The sequence below is a fragment of the Amphritea sp. genome (assembly GCF_048266285.1).
Taxonomy (GTDB): Bacteria; Pseudomonadota; Gammaproteobacteria; order Pseudomonadales; family Balneatricaceae; genus Amphritea.
Map to the genome: position 1 here is coordinate 173,928 of NZ_JBLWZV010000004.1, position 19,933 is coordinate 193,860.

At 48.5% G+C, this 19,933-nt stretch carries 18 protein-coding genes; 11 read left to right on the plus strand and 7 right to left on the minus strand.

The features are described 5' to 3' along the window. Positions 1-14 precede the first annotated feature (14 nt). From ACN0T0_RS07720 to ACN0T0_RS07735, 4 genes are all read right to left on the minus strand, one after another. Positions 15-644: a Maf family protein gene (locus tag ACN0T0_RS07720; protein ID WP_417224790.1), complete on the minus strand. Its 630-nt coding sequence runs from the start codon at positions 642-644 to the stop codon at positions 15-17. A 60-nt stretch (positions 645-704) separates the two neighbouring features. Then, the gene (gene mreD / locus ACN0T0_RS07725; RefSeq protein WP_417224792.1) at positions 705-1,190 is read right to left on the minus strand and encodes a rod shape-determining protein MreD; all 486 of its coding nucleotides are present in this window, start codon (positions 1,188-1,190) and stop codon (positions 705-707) included. Beyond that, the gene (gene mreC / locus ACN0T0_RS07730; protein WP_417224988.1) at positions 1,183-2,103 is read right to left on the minus strand and encodes a rod shape-determining protein MreC; all 921 of its coding nucleotides are present in this window, start codon (positions 2,101-2,103) and stop codon (positions 1,183-1,185) included. The genes mreD and mreC overlap by 8 nt, the downstream gene beginning before the upstream one ends. Positions 2,104-2,167: 64 nt before the next feature. Beyond that, a complete protein-coding gene (locus ACN0T0_RS07735; RefSeq protein ID WP_417224794.1) occupies positions 2,168-3,211 on the minus strand; it encodes a rod shape-determining protein in 1,044 nt (347 codons plus the stop codon). A 156-nt stretch (positions 3,212-3,367) separates the two neighbouring features. Here ACN0T0_RS07735 and gatC point away from each other — a divergent pair, with 156 nt between their 5' ends. The 3 genes from gatC to gatB all read left to right on the plus strand — a co-directional run bounded on the left by gatC (position 3,368) and on the right by gatB (position 6,686). Next, positions 3,368-3,655: an Asp-tRNA(Asn)/Glu-tRNA(Gln) amidotransferase subunit GatC gene (gatC, locus tag ACN0T0_RS07740; RefSeq protein ID WP_126158413.1), complete on the plus strand. Its 288-nt coding sequence runs from the start codon at positions 3,368-3,370 to the stop codon at positions 3,653-3,655. Positions 3,656-3,694: 39 nt separating this feature from the next. Continuing rightward, entirely contained in the window at positions 3,695-5,143 is a 1,449-nt protein-coding gene (gatA, locus tag ACN0T0_RS07745) for an Asp-tRNA(Asn)/Glu-tRNA(Gln) amidotransferase subunit GatA (protein WP_417224796.1), read from the plus strand. An 85-nt stretch (positions 5,144-5,228) separates the two neighbouring features. Continuing rightward, complete coding sequence (gatB, locus tag ACN0T0_RS07750; protein WP_417224798.1) at positions 5,229-6,686, plus strand: Asp-tRNA(Asn)/Glu-tRNA(Gln) amidotransferase subunit GatB; 1,458 nt, start codon at positions 5,229-5,231, stop codon at positions 6,684-6,686. An 85-nt stretch (positions 6,687-6,771) separates the two neighbouring features. Here the strand turns inward: gatB and ACN0T0_RS07755 are convergent, their stop codons facing one another. Next, positions 6,772-7,686 (minus strand): LysR substrate-binding domain-containing protein, encoded by a 915-nt coding sequence (locus tag ACN0T0_RS07755; protein ID WP_417224800.1) that lies wholly within the window; start codon positions 7,684-7,686, stop codon positions 6,772-6,774. Between the two features lie 116 nt (positions 7,687-7,802). Between ACN0T0_RS07755 and ACN0T0_RS07760 the strand changes: the two genes are divergently transcribed. Then, complete coding sequence (locus ACN0T0_RS07760) at positions 7,803-8,525, plus strand: SDR family oxidoreductase (protein ID WP_417224801.1); 723 nt, start codon at positions 7,803-7,805, stop codon at positions 8,523-8,525. A gap of 398 nt (positions 8,526-8,923) precedes the next feature. Then, on the plus strand, positions 8,924-9,394 hold the full coding sequence (gene msrA / locus ACN0T0_RS07765; RefSeq protein ID WP_417224803.1) for a peptide-methionine (S)-S-oxide reductase MsrA: 471 nt from the start codon (positions 8,924-8,926) through the stop codon (positions 9,392-9,394). A gap of 132 nt (positions 9,395-9,526) precedes the next feature. Here the strand turns inward: msrA and ACN0T0_RS07770 are convergent, their stop codons facing one another. Then, positions 9,527-11,554 (minus strand): FAD-dependent oxidoreductase, encoded by a 2,028-nt coding sequence (locus ACN0T0_RS07770; RefSeq protein ID WP_417224805.1) that lies wholly within the window; start codon positions 11,552-11,554, stop codon positions 9,527-9,529. Positions 11,555-11,704: 150 nt separating this feature from the next. On the opposite strand from ACN0T0_RS07770, the gene ACN0T0_RS07775 reads away from it, so the two are divergent. After that, on the plus strand, positions 11,705-12,325 hold the full coding sequence (locus ACN0T0_RS07775) for a TetR/AcrR family transcriptional regulator (protein WP_417224807.1): 621 nt from the start codon (positions 11,705-11,707) through the stop codon (positions 12,323-12,325). A gap of 24 nt (positions 12,326-12,349) precedes the next feature. Here ACN0T0_RS07775 and ACN0T0_RS07780 read toward each other — a convergent pair whose 3' ends face one another. Then, positions 12,350-13,273: a LysR family transcriptional regulator gene (locus ACN0T0_RS07780; RefSeq protein ID WP_417224809.1), complete on the minus strand. Its 924-nt coding sequence runs from the start codon at positions 13,271-13,273 to the stop codon at positions 12,350-12,352. A 115-nt stretch (positions 13,274-13,388) separates the two neighbouring features. Here ACN0T0_RS07780 and ACN0T0_RS07785 point away from each other — a divergent pair, with 115 nt between their 5' ends. The 5 genes from ACN0T0_RS07785 to ACN0T0_RS07805 all read left to right on the plus strand — a co-directional run bounded on the left by ACN0T0_RS07785 (position 13,389) and on the right by ACN0T0_RS07805 (position 19,869). Beyond that, entirely contained in the window at positions 13,389-14,384 is a 996-nt protein-coding gene (locus ACN0T0_RS07785; protein ID WP_417224811.1) for a TAXI family TRAP transporter solute-binding subunit, read from the plus strand. A gap of 52 nt (positions 14,385-14,436) precedes the next feature. Beyond that, entirely contained in the window at positions 14,437-16,380 is a 1,944-nt protein-coding gene (locus tag ACN0T0_RS07790; RefSeq protein WP_417224813.1) for a TRAP transporter permease, read from the plus strand. Beyond that, the gene (locus ACN0T0_RS07795; protein WP_417224815.1) at positions 16,380-17,693 is read left to right on the plus strand and encodes a sulfatase; all 1,314 of its coding nucleotides are present in this window, start codon (positions 16,380-16,382) and stop codon (positions 17,691-17,693) included. Before ACN0T0_RS07790 ends, ACN0T0_RS07795 begins: the two co-directional genes overlap by 1 nt. Positions 17,694-17,877: 184 nt before the next feature. Then, positions 17,878-18,639 carry a helix-turn-helix domain-containing protein gene (locus tag ACN0T0_RS07800; RefSeq protein WP_417224816.1) on the plus strand — a complete coding sequence of 254 codons (762 nt, stop codon included), beginning with the start codon at positions 17,878-17,880 and terminating at the stop codon, positions 18,637-18,639. Between the two features lie 240 nt (positions 18,640-18,879). Then, the gene (locus tag ACN0T0_RS07805) at positions 18,880-19,869 is read left to right on the plus strand and encodes a porin (protein ID WP_417224818.1); all 990 of its coding nucleotides are present in this window, start codon (positions 18,880-18,882) and stop codon (positions 19,867-19,869) included. Positions 19,870-19,933: the final 64 nt, after the last annotated feature.

Consider the following 19,933-nt stretch of genomic DNA (forward strand, 5'->3'; position numbering starts at 1 on the left):
CATCAGCAGCCCACCTAAAGTGACTCATCTTTAGACGCTAAACTGCTGCGCTGCCACACCGGAATTCTAAACGCAGCTAATAATGCGGCTGTTTCTGTCAAAGGCAACCCAACAACGGCCGAGTAACTCCCCTTAATCGCAGCAACAAACACCGCGCCTAACCCCTGAATACCATAGGCTCCTGCCTTATCGCAGGGTTCACCGGTATCCCAATACTGCTCACATTGAGCTTGGCTTAATATTTGAAAGCGTACATCTGTAGTGACTACCTGACAGAGAATTCGTTCCCGATTTGTCACCGCAACAGCGGTCATTACTTGATGCTCGGCACCCGAAAGCTGCTGTAGCATACGTAACGCATCTTCTCTATTGGCAGGCTTACCCAAAATCTGCCCATTACTCACCACTACCGTATCGGCACCCAGCACCACCTCACCGGCAAGCGTAGATGCTAATCCAGCACAAGCTTTTTCCCGCGCGAGACGTTCAACGAAAGCAGCGGGGGATTCTCCGGGTTGTGGCACTTCAGGAATATGAACTGGCTTTACCTGACAAACAACACCAATCTGTTGCAGCAGTTCTAAGCGACGAGGGGATGCCGAAGCCAATATGAGTTCAGGCGTATTGTAGGTAGTTTCAGACATGGGTAGCACCGGGGATAAAACGCGGCCTTGATCAGTTGAACTCACCTAGGCCTGCCAGCATTAGGAGACTCTAAAAGCTCTGCGTAAGCCTCTTAGAACAATAAATAACCAGGGCCATAAAATAGCGCTCATGACCGCAGGAAGAAGAAAAATCAGACTATCGCTGCGAGTGCCCATTAAGCTGTGCACCCAATTGAAAATCAGCTGATTAATGCCCACGAGGATCATCACCATGATCGCCTGCTGAATCAACGGAAACATGCGCAAACGTTTGTATAACAGCAACGTCAGATAGGCAATAATCAACAGCGATAAAACATTCAATCCCATTGGGCTGCCCTTGATAAGATCCAACCCTAATCCGACCACCGCAGCCGTGCCCAAGCCAACTCGTTCTGGCAAGGCCATAACCCAGTAAATCAAAATCATCGCGACCCACTCTGGACGGAACCATTCCGCAAATTGCGGCAACGGCATCTGACTGAGTATATAACCCAATAAAAAGGTCGCTAGTATAATCGAGCCGCCACCGCCCTGATTATTCACCGGCACTCTCCGCCGTTTCAGATTCAGCATCTTCCGGCTTTGGTTTTATCTTTTCACTATGAACAGGTTCGACCACCGCCGGCAATTCATCTGCTTTAGGCGGCATATCCACCAGCAAAATATGACGGCTTTTATTCAGCATCGCGGCAGGTTCGGCCTTAACTAGGGCAAAAGGCTCACCCGGGTCTCGCTGCACACTCACCACCTTCGCTACCGGATACCCGCGGGGAAAGCGCCCACCTAAACCGGAGGAGACCAGCAAATCACCTTCACGAATATCGGCGGTATCAGGCACATGCACGAGTTCAAGCTGATTCACCGAGCCATTACCTAACGCAATCGAGCGAAAACCATTACGGTTCACTTCAACGGGTATGGCGTGACGTGAATCAGTAATCAACATCGCCCGGCTGGTATAGTGACTTACTTCGACCACCTGGCCCATAATACCGCCGGAATCTAATACCGCCTGTCCCACATAAGCGTGATCTTCCGATCCCCTATTAAGGACAATTTGGTGCTGGAACGGGTCGGGATTCACCCCAATCAACTCGGTCAAAAAGACATCCTGCTCCAGTCGCTGCCGACCATTAAGCAATTCTCTCAGGCGAACATTCTCTGCGGTCAAGGCAGATACCTGTAACACCCGTTGCTTTAATAGCAACGCTTCTTGACGTAAACGACGGTTCTCATCGGTCAGCTGACTACGATCCACCAGCACATCACTGAGTTCATCAGCAACCTGAGCCGGTGTGTCGACAAGCCATTGCAACGGCGTGATCAGCAAAGAAAGATAGGAGCGTGTCTGATGCATGCTGGACCATTTTAGATCCAATACAATCAGCAGCAGCGATAACACGACAAGAACAACAAAGCGGGTCCGTAAGGACCCGCTAATGAAGATACTAGCGATGGAACACCCCCTGGTGGAACTGTTCCGTTACATCGGGTAAATCAAGCATTCAGATCAGTCAGACTTATTCAAAGGTGAGCAGTTCAAATGCATGCTTATCTAGCAACTCTAGGGCACGGCCACCACCACGAGCAACACATGTCAGCGGGTCATCGGCAACAATTACCGGCAGACCGGTTTCTTCACTGATCAGCTTATCGAGGTTACGCAATAACGCACCACCACCGGTCAGCACAATACCGCGTTCAGCAATATCAGAGGCCAGTTCCGGTGGGCACTGTTCCAGAGCGCTCTTGACGGATTGAACAATCGCCGAAAGAGGCTCCTGCAACGCTTCCATAATCTCATTACTGTTGAGCGTAAAGCTACGAGGAATACCCTCAGCCAGATTACGACCACGCACGTCGATTTCAAGCGTTTCAGAAGTTGGATAGGCGGTACCTATCTCCTGTTTAATCCGCTCAGCAGTGGCATCGCCGATCAGGCTGCCGTAGTTACGTCGAACGTAGGTAACAATACCTTCATCAAAACGATCACCACCGACTCGCACAGATTCAGCGTAAACAATACCATTCAAAGAGATAATCGCGATCTCAGTGGTACCACCACCAATATCAACCACCATTGAACCGTTCGCTTCGTCAACGGGCAGGCCCGCACCAATCGCTGCCGCCATTGGTTCTTCAATAAGATATACTTCACGCGCACCGGCACCCATGGCCGACTCTTTGATTGCTCGGCGCTCAACCTGTGTCGATTGACAGGGAACACACACCAAGACCCGTGGGCTTGGCGTCAAAAAACTGTTGCCATGCACTTTACTGATAAAATGTTGCAACATTTTTTCAGTAACATGGAAATCTGCGATAACACCATCTTTCATCGGCCGGATAGCGGTAATATTACCCGGCGTACGACCTAACATCCGTTTCGCATCGGTACCGACTGCTGCCACGGTTTTCTGTGCCCCATTGCTGCTCTGACGAATAGCAACAACGGACGGCTCGTTCAGTACAATGTCTTTATCGCGAACATAAATAAGGGTGTTGGCAGTGCCCAAATCAATGGAAAGGTCACTGGAAAAAATCCCTCGAATCTTCTTAAACATCGGTTGTCCGCCTTAGATTGTGCGACTGCACATTCACTTGATCAAAAAAACAGGCCCACTGTAGCAATGGCGGGGATTTTGGGCAAGCTGCAAATGTGTTAACGTAGCGCTTTATTTAGTTATCAGACCAAATTACACAGCAATGAGAATCCAATAATGTCGTTAGACCGCACAGACGTCGAAAAGATCGCTCATCTGGCAAGATTAAATATCGCCGAGCAAGATATTCAAGAATATGCCGAGAACCTCAGCAATATTCTTGACCTGGTCGACCAGATGCAAGCCGTCGATACCCAAGATATTACGCCGATGGCACATCCCATGGATGCTATTCAGCGTTTACGTCTGGATGAGGTAACCGAAGGAAACCAGCGCGATCATCTTCAGACCGTCGCCCCGGCCGTTGAAGCAGGCCTGTTTCAGGTGCCTAAAGTAATCGAGTAATGCCGGACCAGACATCCGCTTGAAGGATTTAAAAACGTTATGTTAGACAAAACACTCGCCGAACTGGCGCAGGGGTTAGCAACGGGTGAATTCAGTAGTGTAGAACTGACCCAGAACTACCTTGACCGGATCAGTGCCGAAGACGGCACACTAAACAGCTTTATCACTGTTACCCCAGAGCAAGCTCTGGCTCAGGCCAACGCCGCCGACCAACGTCGTGCAGCTGGCAATGCCGATGCCTTTACCGGGCTGCCCGTTGCCCATAAAGATATCTTCTGCACCGAAGGCGTTCGCACCAGTTGCGGCTCAAAGATGCTGGATAACTTTATCTCGCCTTACAACGCCACCGTGATTGAGCACTTCAATCGTGCGGGCGCGGTTAGCCTGGGTAAAACCAATATGGATGAGTTCGCCATGGGCTCTTCTAATGAGTCCAGCTTCTACGGCCCTGCCCGTAACCCTTGGAATACCGATTGTGTTCCCGGTGGATCATCCGGCGGCTCTGCGGCAGCGATTGCCGGCGGCCTAACGCCAGCGGCGACCGGCTCAGACACCGGTGGTTCAATTCGTCAGCCAGCAGCGCTGTGTGGTATTACCGGACTGAAGCCGACCTACGGCCGCGTATCCCGCTACGGCATGATCGCCTACGCCTCATCACTCGATCAAGGCGGCCCAATGGCCCGTACCGCCGAAGATACCGCCATGATGCTGAATGTGATGGCTGGGTTCGATCCAAAAGACTCCACCAGCTTGGATCAGCCGGTACCGGATTACACTCTTAAACTGAACGATTCCCTGAAGGGTTTAAAGATCGGTCTGCCTAAAGAGTTTTTCTCCGGCGAGATCGATCCGCAGATCACCGCTCAGGTCCAAAACGCGATCCGTGAATTTGAAGCCCTCGGCGCGACGGTCAAAGAAGTCAGTCTGCCAAATACTCATTTGGCGATTCCGGCATACTATATTATTGCCCCGGCTGAAGCGTCTTCCAATCTGTCACGCTTTGATGGCGTACGTTACGGTTATCGCTGTGAAGACCCCGTCGATCTCGAAGATATGTACAAGCGTAGCCGCGGCGAAGGCTTTGGCGAAGAAGTTAAACGTCGCATCATGGTCGGCACCTATGCGCTGTCAGAAGGCTTCTATGATGCCTACTACAAGAAAGCATTACAGATCCGCCGGTTAATTCAGCAGGATTATGTTAACGCGCTGTCCGAAGTCGATGTCATTATGGGGCCAACCACCCCGCATCCCGCCTTTAAACTAGGCGAAAAGACTTCCGATCCCGTTGCCATGTATATGGAAGATATTTTCACCATATCGCTCAACTTAGCAGGTATGCCGGGCATTTCGGTTCCCTGCGGTTTTGCTAACGGATTACCGGTAGGCCTGCAACTGATCGGCAACTACTTTGCTGAAGAGCGCTTACTGAATGCCGCGCATCAGTTCCAGCAAGCCACCGACTGGCACACACAAACGCCCGGCCAATAAACGTCTGGCCTAATGCGATACAGAATTTAACGCAGCAGCATGGCTGCTCAAACATGTCAATTTGCTGCAATAAGAGGTTTACATAATGGAATGGGAAGCAGTCATCGGGCTTGAGATTCACGCCCAACTGGCGACTAAGTCCAAAATATTTTCGGGTGCCAGCACCGCCTTTGGTGCCGAGCCGAATACTCAAGCCTGCGCGGTCGATCTCGCGCTGCCAGGCACCTTACCGGTATTTAACGGTGAAGCTCTGCGGATGGCGGTATTATTTGGCTTAGCGATCGACGCTGAGATCGGCTACACCTCGGTGTTCGACCGTAAAAACTACTTTTATCCCGATCTACCAAAAGGTTATCAAACCAGCCAACTGTTCCACCCGATCGTTGGTACCGGCTATGTGGATATCACCCTCGACGATGGCACCATCAAACGTGTCGGAGTTACCCGAGCTCACTTGGAAGAGGATGCAGGTAAATCGCTGCATGAAGAGTTTCCAAACATGACCGGCATCGATCTTAACCGCGCAGGCACACCGCTGCTAGAGATCGTCTCCGAGCCGGACATGCGCAGCGCCGAAGAAGCCGTTGCCTACGTGAAGAAAATTCATGCCATCGTTACCAACCTCGGTATCTGTGACGGCAACATGGCGGAAGGTTCTTTCCGTTGTGACTGCAACGTATCGGTACGTTATAAGGGTGAAGAAGAGTTCGGTAACCGTACCGAAAGTAAGAACATCAACTCTTTCCGCTTTATTGAAAAAGCGATCAAAGGCGAGATTATCCGCCAGATCGATATTCTCGAAGACGGTGGCCATATCACTCAGGAAACCCGTCTGTATGATGCCAACAAAGATGAAACTCGCTCAATGCGAAGCAAGGAAGAAGCCAACGATTACCGTTACTTCCCCTGCCCTGACCTACTGCCGATCGTCATCGATGATGACTACGTCAATCAGTTGCGTGAGACGCTGCCAGAGTTACCCGACGCTCGTAAAGCGCGCTTCTTAGAGCAGTATAAACTGAGTGATTATGATGCGATGGTACTATCCGCTTATCGTGATCTGAGCCACTATTTTGAAACCGCCGCCAACACTGCAGGCGATGCCAAACTAGCCGCTAACTGGGTGATGGGCGAACTGTCCAAGCTTCTTAATCAGAATGATACCGACATTAAAGATTCACCGGTTTCAGCTGAACAGCTCGGCGGTCTGTTATTGCGCATCAAAGACAACACCATTACCGGCAAAATAGCCAAGCAGGTGTTCGAAGCGATGTGGGCGGGCGAAGGCTCGGCGGATGAGGTTATCGAATCCAAAGGCCTGAAACAGGTAACCGATAGTGGTGCGATCGAATCGATGGTCGATGATGTCATCGCCGCTAATCAGCCACAGGTTGATCAGTATGTGAATGCTGAGCCCGATAAGCGCGGCAAGATGATCGGCTTCTTTATGGGTAAGGTGATGCAAGCGTCTCAGGGCAAAGCTAACCCTGGCCAAGTACAGGGTCTACTAAAACAGAAACTGGATGCATTAGCCAACGGCTAACACACTTCACCGTCACGCGTCTAAACCGGTCGATATTATCGTATCGACCGGTTTTTTTACCTTTAAATGCCGCCTCCCTCTCCCGTTAGTGATCAACGCCTCGTTGCAGAGCTTGTTGATAACGATCCTCGAATCGCCCTTTGAGCCACTCGCTCAACGCTCTCACCCGCTTCAACTGATGTCGCAACGGCGGACATAACAGTGTTAGCTGTGTATTTTCCGACCAATCAGGCAACACCTCGACTAATCGACCCTGCTGGAGATCCGCTTGCACATACACATCGGCAAGCCGCGTAACACCTAATCCAGCCAATGCCGCCTGCCGCATCACTCGGCCACTCGTCACTTTGATACCCTGCTCAACATGCACGGTTCTGCGCTCGCTCCCCCGACTCAACGTCCAGTGATCCACACTGCCATAAATTAATGACAATGTTTTCAGATCTTCTGGATTTTCAATAGGGTGATTACTCTGCAAAAAATCGGGACTGGCCACATAACGCGTTGTCACCCGGTGCAGCTTACGAGCAATCAAACTCGAGTCCGGTAACTCACCCATCCGCATCACCAGATCATAATGATTAGCGATCAAATCCACCTGTACACTGGAAAAATCCAGATCCACACAGATCCCCGGATGCTGTCGCTGAAAATCAATCACCAGCGGCGCTAACAGCTCTTCGCCGATCAAGCCACCCACCGCATTCATGCGAATCACACCTTTCAGCTCATCTGTCGATTGACTCGCCCATTCCGCCGCCGCATCCAACTGCTGCATCGCCAATTTACAGCGTTCATAATAGCCCTGACCGATCTCCGTCAACCGCAACTGCCTCGTTGTACGATACAACAGCTGCACACTCAATACCGCTTCCAGTTCTGAGACCAATTGGCTCAGGTGCCCCTTAGAAAAACCAGAAACCTCAGCCGCCGCCGTAAAACCGCCTGACTCGGCGACATAGATAAAGGCACGAATACCGCGCCACGAGATATTGTTCATATATACCAAACAATTATTTCAGATTGAGGATATTTATCACCCTAATACAGAGGTCTATTATCTGCAACATCGATTCACTTCAATACCTTTTGGTATTTAACTCCCGAGATAAAATGATGACTCAACCACTTATCGTAATCACCGGCGCTAGCTCTGGCATTGGCGCAGCCATGGCACAACAATTTTCGGCCGCCGGACACCCATTACTGCTCGTCGCCCGCCGTATAGACAACCTGCAAGCGCTACAACTACCTAATACTCTATGCCGTCAGGTCGATGTGACCGATGCCGAAGCGCTACGCTCAGCCATCCAAGAAGCAGAAGGGATACATGGCCCTGTCGATTGTCTGATCAATAACGCCGGCGTAATGCTGCTGGGTCAAGTCGATACTCAAGACCCAATCGAATGGCAGCGAATGTATGAGGTGAATGTTCTCGCCGTGCTGAACAGCATGCAGGCGGTACTCAGTGATATGAAAGCCCGCCGCAGCGGTACGATCATCAATATCAGTTCGATTGCCGGTAAAAAATCATTCCCGAATCATGCCGCGTATGTGGGCAGTAAGTTCGCTGTTTCCGCCATCAGTGAGAACGTGCGTGAAGAGGTTGCCGATCACAACGTCCGTATCATGACGATCTGCCCAGGTGCAGTAGAGACCGAACTACTGAGTCACACCACCTCGCAGGAGATTATTGATAACTATGAGGCTTGGAAAGAATCGATGGGCGGAATACTAGCCGCTGATGATATCGCTCGTACGGCTATGTTTATGTATTCGCAGCCACAACATATAAACATCCGCGATGTACTGATCACGGCAACCCGTCAACAAGCGTAATTCACACATCCCTCATCTTTTTACACGGATAAAAAGCCCCTGCACAGGTAGGGGCCTCAAACCAATCTATTCAATATTAAGAGACAAAGATCAAAGTGCTGACTAAAGGAAAAGCTCAGTTAAGCAGGATTACTGCTCCAGTAATGGGCAAAATCATGATCACATAACAACCCCGCACAGACCGACTCAATCCTTGATACACCGCCCCATAGCCAGCTTCAACGCACGACCCGTCTACGTCACCATCATCATCGAGCAACACAGATGACAGGACATCAACCGTTAACGAAAAAGCCATCTCACCGAAACATCGATAAATATATGAAAAAAGTGATCCAAAACAGTCAAAAAACGTCTAATATCCACTTAGATATCGGTTTTTTCACAGGAGTCACAGTATGCCAACCGCAACATTTGCAGCAGGATGCTTTTGGGGAGTTGAAGCACGTTTTGCCAATACACCCGGAGTTACCTCAACCGCTGTAGGCTACATGGGTGGACATACACAAAATCCCACCTATCAAGAAATCTGCAACAAAACCACCGGCCATGCCGAAGTGGTGCAGCTTGAATTTGATGAACAGGCCGTCAGTTATGACACCCTGTTGGATATATTCTGGCAGATGCATGATCCAACCACCCTTAACCGTCAGGGCCCTGATATCGGCGATCAGTACCGTTCAGAAATTTTTTACCATAATGATCAGCAACGTATCATGGCGGAACAAAGTAAGGTCGTGCTAGATAAGAGCGGCATCTTCGGCAACCCCATCGTGACAGAGATCACACCAGCCGCTGAGTTTTGGCGGGCGGAGGAATATCATCAACAATATAATGCCAAGAATGGCCACGGCGGTTGCGCTATCTAAGTATTAACACTTTTGCTGGGCAAACCCCATGCAAACATGAAAGCCAACAAAAAAGCCGTCGATAGTGATATCGACGGCTTTTTTAGTTTAGTGGCTAGCAACGCAGCCCTATGAATTAAAACACAGCAGGGCTTACAACTGCACCGCTAGACGTGTTCCTTGATCAATGGCTCGCTTAGCATCCAACTCGGTCGCCAAGTCAGCCCCACCAATCAGATGATACGGCTTAGTCAGTCCCTCCGTTAGCACTCGCAACGGCTCCTGCCCAGCACAGAGGATAATATTATCCACCGTTAGCAACCGCTCTTCACCATTAATACTCAGGTGTAGACCCTCATCATCGATGCGCTGGTACTCACACCCAGCAAGCATCTCTACGTGGCGCTTCTGCAAACCTAAACGATGCGCCCAACCGGTTGTTTTACCCAAACCACCGCCGACTTTCGAGGCTTTGCGTTGTAACAGGTAGACCTGCCGAGCCGCAGGCTCGGGTGCGGGAGTAACCCCTTCAACACCGCCACGGGAGGACATCGTCATATCAATACCCCAATCACGCATAAAGGCGGGAATATCCTGACTAGTGGACGGCCCTTGATGAGTCAGATATTCGCTGATATCAAAACCGATACCACCGGCACCAATCACTGCAACCGATTGGCCCACCTTCGCACCGCGAATAAGATCCAGATACCCCATCACTTTCGGATGGTCGATTCCTTCAATCGCAGGCACTCGAGGCACAATACCCGTCGCAATAATCACTTCGTCGAAATCACTCTGCTGCAGCTCATCAACACTCACCCTGTGGGAGAGTTTTAAATTAACCCCATCCAGCTCTATGCGGCGGCGATAGTAACGCAGCGTCTCATTAAACTCCTCTTTACCTGGAATTTTTCGGGCAATATTGAACTGCCCACCGATCTCATCGGCCGCATCAAACAGAGTAACCTCATGGCCTCGCTGAGCCGCCGTGGTCGCAAATGCCAAACCTGCCGGACCTGCACCAATCACGGCCAACTTTTTCACCTGTTCGGCCGGCGTGATAATAAGCTCAGTTTCATGGCAAGCCCGGGGATTAACCAGACAGCTGGTCAGCTTGCCAACAAAAATATGATCTAGGCAGGCCTGATTACAGCCAATACAGGTATTGATCTCATCACTGCGTCCTTCTGCTGCTTTACGAACAAACTCCGGATCTGCTAAAAATGGCCGTGCCATCGATACCATATCCGCATCGCCACGGGCTAATACCTGTTCAGCAACCTCCGGCATATTAATTCGGTTAGAGGCGATCACCGGCACCGATAATGCCTGACGCACTTTAGCGGTCGCCCAGGTAAAGGCCGCTCGAGGTACTTTCGTCGCGATAGTGGGAATACGCGCTTCATGCCAACCAATACCGGAATTGATAATGGTTGCCCCTGCTTGCTCTATCGCCTTACCTAGAGCAACAACTTCATCAAAACTACTACCGCCTTCCACCAGATCTAACATGGATAGACGGTAGATAATAATAAAATTAGTGCCTACCCGCTGTCGTACGCGTTTAACGACCTCTACGGCAAAACGAATCCGGTTATCATATTCACCACCCCAGTCATCCTCTCGCTGGTTAGTCCGCCGAGCGATAAACTGATTAATAAAATAGCCTTCGGAGCCCATCACCTCAACGCCATCGTAGCCCGCCTGTTGAGCCAGCCCTGCACAGCGAACAAAATCTTCAATCTGCTGTTCAATCTCATCCACCGTCACTTCATGGGGGGGGAATGGATTAATCGGCGCTTTTATCGCCGAGGGTGCGATCAATTTCGGATTATAGGCATAACGTCCCGTATGCAGAATTTGCATACAGATTTTACCGCCATCGGCATGTACCGCATCGGTCACAATACGGTGATTTTCAACATCCTGCTCAGTCGCCATGACAGCGCCACCGGCCACCACACCACCTTCTTGGTTAGGCGCAATACCGCCCGTCACAATCAGGCCCACACCGCCTCGAACGCGCTCGGCATAAAATGCAGCCATCCGCTCAAATCCACCAGGCTTCTCTTCTAAGCCAATATGCATTGAGCCCATCAGCACCCGGTTCTTTAGGGTGGTAAAGACCAAGTCTAACGGGGCTAACAGATGTGGAAAATTCTGGCTGGTATGGCTCATGTTATGGGTTCCTCAATATTCTTATTTTCTGATCATACGACCAACACAGGCTGTTAAAGACACAGCAAAAAAGTCGCTTACAATGAACTGGACAGTGTCAAGATAAAGCGATATTTTGACACTGTCAAGATTGGTTGATAAATTGCCTTGATGAAAACGACCAATACCTCAGCAACCACACGCAATTATCATCATGGTGATTTGTACCAAACACTGTTGCAAGCCGCGACCGATATGATCGCCGAGGGCGGTAGTGAAAGCCTATCAATGCGTAAACTAGCCGACCGCGTCGGTGTTTCCCGCACCGCGCCCTATCATCACTTCAAAGATAAAAACGCCCTATTGTGTGCCATTGCCGAACAGGGGTTTAAGAATGTCGAAAAACTGCTAGAAGAGGTCAGAATCCGAGAGAAAAACGAGCCATTAAAACTCATTTTTACCGAATATTTTCACCACTATATCAAACGCGCCTATCAGCACCGGGAGCAGTACGATCTGATGTTTGGCCGGGAGATCTGGCGACATGGCTCACCCACCGAAGCCCTGCAAATCATATCCCGCCAACACTTCAAGAGCTGGTTAAACTGGATTGAACGCCTTTGTGAACAAGATGTTATTCGTTTAAGCGACTCACCGTTAAGAACCGCACAAGTCTGTTGGGCAACATTGCACGGGCTTTGCCGGCTGTTAAATGATGGTATTTATACTGAACAAAGCCAACTGGATGAAATGGTCGATAGCGCAATTGCGATGATGCTAACAAAACCTTAATCGCTCAGCTAAAAAACAACGTCCTCAAGCTGATTTTGCTTCTATCATACTAACAAAGTCTGCCATAGCCTCTTCGAAGGTGAGAAAAATTGGGCTATCCAATACATCCTCCCTAACCCATAGGTAAAGATAACGCTTCACTTTAATTGTCAGATCCAGTTCTAACTCGACAAAATCACCAAGTGACGCAGGCAAAGCAGCCATAGGAATACGTGGTAATACAGCCAAATAACGACCACGTGACAACATAGTCGCCAAAATAGCGGCATCATTACCAAAGGCTATTTTTGTCCTAATTTCCTTTAAACCAGCCGTCATCAACAACTCTAATACCTGATTTTCAAAGGTAGTAGTTAAACCAAGGCTGAGCCAGTCAGACGCCTCTAGGTCCTCAATTTTAACGATTTTCTTTTGCGCCAGTGGGTGGCTCTTATCGCAGAAGATCCCAATATGATCTTCCATCACCAACCGACGTTGAACGCCTTGAATAAAACGATCATCAGTTGTGGGGGCCAACATAATATCAAAGCGGCCTTCAGACATTTGCGGTAATGTAATGGCCGGTGAACCGCAGGTAACAGTACAAGCTGAAGTCGGATGCGCCTGAGTCAGGCGCTCAAGAATATCCGGCATGACACCAAGCCCTAATAATGGCCCGGTTGCTATTCTAAATTCAGATTTAACCCCCAGTTTCTGATGTGCCACCTGCTCCTGCGCCAACTGTAAACTTTGAATAATCGATCGCCCTTCCCTTGCCAATACTTCACCAAAAGGCGTGCTTTTTACACCGTAACGACTTCTCAATAATAGCGGCGTGCCCGCCTGCATTTCTAGGGTTGCCATTGCTCGGGTCAATGTTGGCTGGGCCACCCGCAACGCATCTGATGCGGCGGTGATAGAGCCCTTATCAATAATAGTTGCAAGATAAGAGAGGTGCTTAGGATTCATAGGCTTCAGATATTCATTTTTGATTGATTGGAGCAACAAATAATCATTTTACTACGCATTCAACCTACCGTAACCTATCTACGAAATTTAAAACAACAATAACTCGGTAACTTCTATGTCTAACTCCACTAAATGGCTACGTAACAGCCTATGTGCTGCAACATTGATCGGCTCTATGGCCGCTACCACCTCACAAGCAGAGCAAGTTTCAATGGAATCTGCGAGCCCCAATAGTTTGCTTGGAATGATTCCACAAGCGATGGCGGGCTACTGGGCCAATAATGATATTGAGCTGCAATTATCGCTAAACCAGACACTGACTAAATCACTGCTTAAAGTCGCCGCAGGCAAACTGGATCTGGCAGTCGCTCCACCCCTCTCATATAACGCAATGACAAAAAATTCAGGTCCCTATAAGCAGATGGGAGACAAAGCTAGCGCTTTGGCCGCCAATGTTCGCTCGCTGTTCGGCATACCGGGTGGCACCTATCATGCAATCTCCTGGGCCGATGACAATATTAAAAATTGGCCTGACGCGGCAGGTAAGCGAGTCTATATAGGCCCCCCTGCTGGTGCTGCTAATGCTCAAGTCATAGCCCTAGGCGCCAAAGGCGGCCTTGTCGAGGGCACATATGATCCGGTTAAAGCGCCATGGGGAGCGGCCACACAAAGCTTCCAAGATGGTCAATTCGACCTTTACGTAGCCAATACAAGCATTGGCTCACAAACACTTGCCGAACTAAGCCTGTCTCACGACATTCGCTTACTCAGTTTAGCCGATGTGAGTCAGGTTCCGGATGAGAGTTTGGGCTTGCAAGTGGTTGTGATTCCTCCTAACACTTACCCTGGGCAAGTTAATAAATCACCCGTCATAAGCTGGCAAACACTTATGATGATGACAGCACATAAAGACTTCTCTGAAGAGATCGCCTACAAATTAACAAAGACTTACTTTGAACACCGTGAAGAGGTCGCCAAAAACAACGCGATGCTTTCACAGCTTTCAGACACCGACTATTTTGCCGGGGTTAATGCACCACTTCATCCAGGCGCTATTCGCTATTACAGAGAAGCGGGTATAACCATTCCTCCCAAGCTGCTCATTCAATAATCATTTAATTACCGCCATATAAGCAGGCTCCCGCCTGCTTACGGAGTTATCTATGCATCCCTCATCAAAGCCATCCTTTGATCCATTATTTTGGATGAGTTCCGTTCTCTGTCTTATTGTGACGTTATACGGTCTTGCCAACATCATGCCCGCCATTGGGGATTTTCGCTTGGGTCCCTTCCCGATGATTTTCTTCAGGGCAACATTCTTCGGCCTTTGTATATTGGTCGTCACCTTAGGCATTGTTAAACAATATCGTGATGGAAAGACTAATGCTTGGATCGCATTAACGAGCGTTGTCCTCGCTATTGGCTTAATAGGCTCATGCCTCTCTTTTTACAACATCAGCATCATGCTCGATGACGGTATGTTTCTGTTTGATAATGAACAGATGTGGATCGCTTTAATCGCGGCTGGTGGTGCTCTCTTCTATTGCTGGCGCTTATGGGGAGCCCCCGTCGCGCTGCTAGGAATCTTCGGCATTCTTTATATGGCGACGGGTCACTGGTGGCCTGGCCCTCTACAAACGATCAACACCGGCATCGCTGAAACGTTGGCACAAAACTTACTCTACAGCCTCGACTCAGGCATTTTAGGTAGTACTTTTAGCATTGTGATTACCACCGTATTTCCCTTTATTATCCTCGGCTCGATGCTCGAGAGTGTCGGTGCCGGCAACTCAATGATCCGCATTGCCTTTTCATTGATGAAACGTACTGCGGGAGGCCCTGCACATGCCGCTGTACTCTCTTCAGGCTTATTTGGCACCGTCTCTGGTAGTGCCGTTGGTAATGTGGTGGGGACCGGGGTTGTCACCATCCCGATGATCACTAAACGGGGTTTTTCACCTAATTTTGCCGGTGCTGTGGAAGCGGCTGCCTCTACCGGCGGACAGATTATGCCTCCCATTATGGGTGCTGCGGCACTGGTCATGGCAGACTTTGTCGGTGTCAGCTACCTCACGGTAATTATCGCAGTACTGGTTCCGGCTATTGCTTATTATGGCAGTCTGTTTGCCATGATCGTATTTGAGTCTCGCCGCCTAGGTATTAAAGCCAATGACGAGATTGCCGGTGTCGATCAACCCGTACGGCAAGATTATCTCAACTTGTTACTCATCTTCTTACCTATCGGTCTGATTGTTTCGCTACTGATATATGGGCTCTCGCCTTCCGGCGCATCTATTTCAGCACTCGCATTACTGCTACCGCTGAGCCTAATTAACCCAGCCGTTCGGACTAAACCCGCCATACTACTTCAGAGCCTTTGTGACGGGGGTAAAACCTTTGCAGGATTATTGATGGCCATCGCTGCTGTCAGTATCGTTATATCGGCACTTTCAGCAACCGGTGTACCGGTGAAATTCGGTATTCTTTTGACAAGTCTCGTCACCGACTCGCTGCTTATTTCACTTTTACTCGCGGCTTTCTGCTGCATTGTATTAGGTATGGGTATGCCGACATTGCCTGCCTATGTCACGGTTGCAACCATTGCTATTCCTGCCATGGAACAACTAGGACTAGCTCCCCTAACCGCCCACATGTTTGTCTTCTTTATCGCCATTGCATCAGCCATCACACCACCCGTTGCTATTGCCGCTTTTGCCGCAGCAAGTATCTCCGGGGGCGGCCCAATAGGGACATCAGTACAAGCATCTAGAGTCGGTATCATGATTTTCATTATTCCATTCACCTTTGCCTTCAATCCGATGTTATTGACTGTCGGCGCAGCCGGTGTGGAGTTTGACTTGCTGACATGGTGCTGGCTGCTGCTTAAGTTAATTGTTGGCATCATGCTGACGGCCACAGCACTGAGTGGGTTTCATATTCACAAACTCCGTTATTACGAAATTGCTGCCCGATTAGCGGCAGCCATTATGTTATTCGCCCCAGGTGTTATTTGGGATCAAGTAGGTATAAGTCTCGCGCTTATTCTTTGGTTCTGGCACCAGCGTAAAGACCTTAAATTTCTGCCCCGTACAAAAGGAGCTGTCTAATGACAAATATTATCTACATTGTGGCCGATGATCTGGGCTATGCCGATCTGGGTTGTTATGGTGGCCGAGAAGCTCAATTCGGTCAGGTATCGCCAAATATTGATAAGCTAGCTGAAGAGGGCATGCTATTTCTTGATGGATATGCCAACTCACCGGTGTGCTCACCTACCCGCTTCGCCCTAATGAGCATGGCTTACCAGTACCGCTTACGTGGTGCTTTGGAAGAGCCCATCAACACTAAATCCAAGGGTAGCGACGTACTTGGCTTACCCCCCAATATCCCAACATTACCAGGACAGCTGAAAAAAGCAGGTTATTACACCGGCCTCATGGGTAAATGGCATCTAGGATACCCTCCTCATTTCGGACCTCGGGCGTCTGGCTATGATGAATTCTTTGGCATTATGGCGGGTGCTGCAGACTACTTTAGCCACAAGAGTGGTTATGGTGATCACGATCTATGGATAAATGAAGAAGAACATCGAGAGATCGGCTATCTCACTGATCTTATTTCAGAACACTCGGTCGATTTTATTAACCGACGTGCAATAGATGACGAACAAAAACCATTCTTTTTGAGTGTTCATTACACAGCGCCCCACTGGCCTTGGGAAAGCAGAGATGATGAAGAATTATCAAAAGAGATCTCTACTCTCTATCACCTAGAAGGCGGTAATATTCACACCTATCGCAAGATGATTCACCACATGGATGAAGGTATCGGCAAGATCATGGATACCTTAGAGCAACATGGCCTGACTGAAGATACAATTATTGTCTTTACCAGCGACAATGGCGGTGAGCGCTTCTCCGATAACTGGCCTTTGGTCGGCGGCAAAATGGATCTTACCGAAGGCGGCATTCGAGTTCCTTGGATCGCGCGCTGGCCCAAGGGTATCGAAAAGGGTACTACGAGCATGCAACATTGCATGACAATGGACTGGTCACGCACCCTACTGGAAATCGGCCAAGGAGAGTATGATCCCAGCTATCCCGTTGATGGTGTTTCGCTGCTACCCGTTATTACCGGCGACATTGAACTATTTGAAAGACCCCTCTACTGGCGCATGAATCATCGAGACCAGCGCGCACTACGCGTCGGTGAATTTAAATATTTAAAAGTCGATGAACATGAATATCTCTTTAATATCACTAATGATGCAAGAGAACGGGCAAATCTGAAAAAGGTTTATCCTGAAAAACTGGAGGAGATGCGACATCAATGGCTAATGTGGAATGAAACGATGCCGGCTATTCCAAGCGATGCAACCGTCAGCCTGGTATATAACACCGCCGATATGCCGCAGCGCTAACATTATAAATAATATTCGGCAGATCTGAAGCTAACCATTCAGCACTGCCATTTGCTTTATCCTGGCGATACTTTCTGGCCTTTCAACCTTCTATGCAAGAAGGTCTAGGGCCAGCTTTTTAAACCAGTTCAATGACAGGTTTATTACCTGCAGATGCCCTATAGACAATATTCAGGCTAACACAATGAGTAAATCTATCAATGCGCTTGCCCGTGGTATGTTTGTTCTTGAAGAAATCATTAGACATAACCCCATAACATTGGCGGAACTTCACCACTCCACCCAAATTAATAAAGCGACGCTACTACGAATTCTTAAAACCTTAATCGATGTTGGCTGGGTTAAACGCTCGGACGAAATGGGTGGCTATATTTTTTCCAACTGCATCAACCAAAATGCACGCCATTTAAAGCTGTCGGTTGCTGCAACGCCTATAATCAATCGACTCTGTTCAGAATTAGCGGCAACCGTCGAGCTCTGGGCTCCGCAAGCAAACCGTATGAGCCTTATTAGCTCGACACAGCCTGCTACTCAGCCATTAACAGATTCTTATTCCCATGAAACGACACTGCCCATGCTAACCTCTGAAGCGGGGTTAACCTATTTTGCATTTCTACCACAAGCCGCACGCGCGTCATTACTACAGGAGATAAGGTCACAAGGAGGCAGAGAAGCGCTTCTACTCGACCGTGATCCTCTCTGGCTTAAGCAAAAAATTGAATTAATCAAGACACAAACATATCTATATCAGAAGCCAATCACCTCTGATGTCAGCTCAGACCGTTCGAGTAGAGTGTCCATTGTGTTCCCGGTAACGAAACTCAATGTCATAATCGGTGTTATCTTACTCTCTTGGGAAGCACAATCTATCGACCAACAACACGTAGATAATACAATCATTATAAAAATAAAAAACACGATTAATGAGATAGAAGCATTATTATAATTAACAGTATTTTAAGATAGTACCCTGCCCATCCAACTTAAAAGCATCTTTAGAGCTGAACCAACAAATAACTAATCATATTTCATTAACACATTCACAAACACATACCATACTCAAAACAATCAACTGTAAAAAAACCCGTTTGCATTTCATCTAGTGAAATATAAAAAACATATACTCCATACTTATTTAATATATTAACTACAAAGACAATAAATAAAAAACTGGAATATTATAATAATGAAACAAACACTTACGATCTCTATTGCTTCGCTTTCCCTTGCCATTACTCTAGCCAGTCATGCTCAAGCCTCCGAGCCTGAATTCCCAATACCTAAACTAACCCTATTCTCTAGTTTAGGTGCTGTTGCTGTTGAGGATAAAGATTTCGATCCAGAAGCCTTCGAACTCGAGCTCGGTATCAAAGGGCTTGTTAAACTCGATAGCTTCAAAATGATTTACATGATCAATGCTGATATTTCTGATGCGATCAATAGCAAGGACACTGGCGGTACTGAAGGTGAAGCTGATATTCACATCAAAGATGCCAAAGTTATCATTCCCACCGCATATGGCACCTTTGTCATTGCACCCCGTACAGCCAGTGGTCAACTTAGAGACCTATACAGCAACATCAATATCTTTGAATATAACGAAACCCACTCAGGCAGTGTCGCACCTTCCGGCATGCCCATTTTTAACCAAGCGGCAGAAGCTCAGGATGTGATAGCCTACATAACACCCGCCGTTAATAATATCAAAGTGACCTTCTCATCGATTTCGATTCCAGAAGCGAATGGAGTCGATTCCGATGTGCTCGCGGTGCGGGCGCTGTATGACGATAAAAAACTCAATATTGGCTTCGGTGTTGTCCAAGCGAATCAAGCCCTAGGGGGTAGCAATGAAGATTATACCCGCTACGCCTTAACCGCCGGCTATGATTTTGACCATATCAGCATCGGTGCTACCTATGAATCAAATCAAGACACCTTCGGCTCAGCTGGAGATTTCGACGCTTACGGTGTTGTAGGCCGTTATCATTTGGATGGGAGCCTATCTCTTGCCGCAGGCTACGTAAATAAGGATTCCGATATCAATACAAATGATAATAATGGCGTTGTATTACAGGTAAAGAAATCGTTTAGTCAGCACGTATCCGCTTGGGTTGAAGCCGCAGACTATGATACTTCCCCTGACAATGTCGCAGCGGGTATCAATATTCAATTCTAATGAAATAAAGGACTAGCTGACATTAGAAGCCCCCTTCGTTTCTAAAGTCAGCTGAGCATTGCCA

Excerpts from the sequence above, each read along its gene's own strand:
- ACN0T0_RS07720 (WP_417224790.1), bottom strand. The coding sequence starts at position 644 with ATGTCTGAAACTACCTACAATACGCCTGAACTCATATTGGCTTCGGCA.
- ACN0T0_RS07735 (WP_417224794.1), bottom strand. The coding sequence starts at position 3,211 with ATGTTTAAGAAGATTCGAGGGATTTTTTCCAGTGACCTTTCCATTGAT.
- gatC (WP_126158413.1), top strand. The coding sequence starts at position 3,368 with ATGTCGTTAGACCGCACAGACGTCGAAAAGATCGCTCATCTGGCAAGA.
- gatA (WP_417224796.1), top strand. The coding sequence starts at position 3,695 with ATGTTAGACAAAACACTCGCCGAACTGGCGCAGGGGTTAGCAACGGGT.
- gatB (WP_417224798.1), top strand. The coding sequence starts at position 5,229 with ATGGAATGGGAAGCAGTCATCGGGCTTGAGATTCACGCCCAACTGGCG.
- ACN0T0_RS07755 (WP_417224800.1), bottom strand. The coding sequence starts at position 7,686 with ATGAACAATATCTCGTGGCGCGGTATTCGTGCCTTTATCTATGTCGCC.
- ACN0T0_RS07760 (WP_417224801.1), top strand. The coding sequence starts at position 7,803 with ATGACTCAACCACTTATCGTAATCACCGGCGCTAGCTCTGGCATTGGC.
- msrA (WP_417224803.1), top strand. The coding sequence starts at position 8,924 with ATGCCAACCGCAACATTTGCAGCAGGATGCTTTTGGGGAGTTGAAGCA.
- ACN0T0_RS07770 (WP_417224805.1), bottom strand. The coding sequence starts at position 11,554 with ATGAGCCATACCAGCCAGAATTTTCCACATCTGTTAGCCCCGTTAGAC.
- ACN0T0_RS07775 (WP_417224807.1), top strand. The coding sequence starts at position 11,705 with ATGAAAACGACCAATACCTCAGCAACCACACGCAATTATCATCATGGT.
- ACN0T0_RS07780 (WP_417224809.1), bottom strand. The coding sequence starts at position 13,273 with ATGAATCCTAAGCACCTCTCTTATCTTGCAACTATTATTGATAAGGGC.
- ACN0T0_RS07785 (WP_417224811.1), top strand. The coding sequence starts at position 13,389 with ATGTCTAACTCCACTAAATGGCTACGTAACAGCCTATGTGCTGCAACA.
- ACN0T0_RS07790 (WP_417224813.1), top strand. The coding sequence starts at position 14,437 with ATGCATCCCTCATCAAAGCCATCCTTTGATCCATTATTTTGGATGAGT.
- ACN0T0_RS07795 (WP_417224815.1), top strand. The coding sequence starts at position 16,380 with ATGACAAATATTATCTACATTGTGGCCGATGATCTGGGCTATGCCGAT.
- ACN0T0_RS07800 (WP_417224816.1), top strand. The coding sequence starts at position 17,878 with ATGAGTAAATCTATCAATGCGCTTGCCCGTGGTATGTTTGTTCTTGAA.
- ACN0T0_RS07805 (WP_417224818.1), top strand. The coding sequence starts at position 18,880 with ATGAAACAAACACTTACGATCTCTATTGCTTCGCTTTCCCTTGCCATT.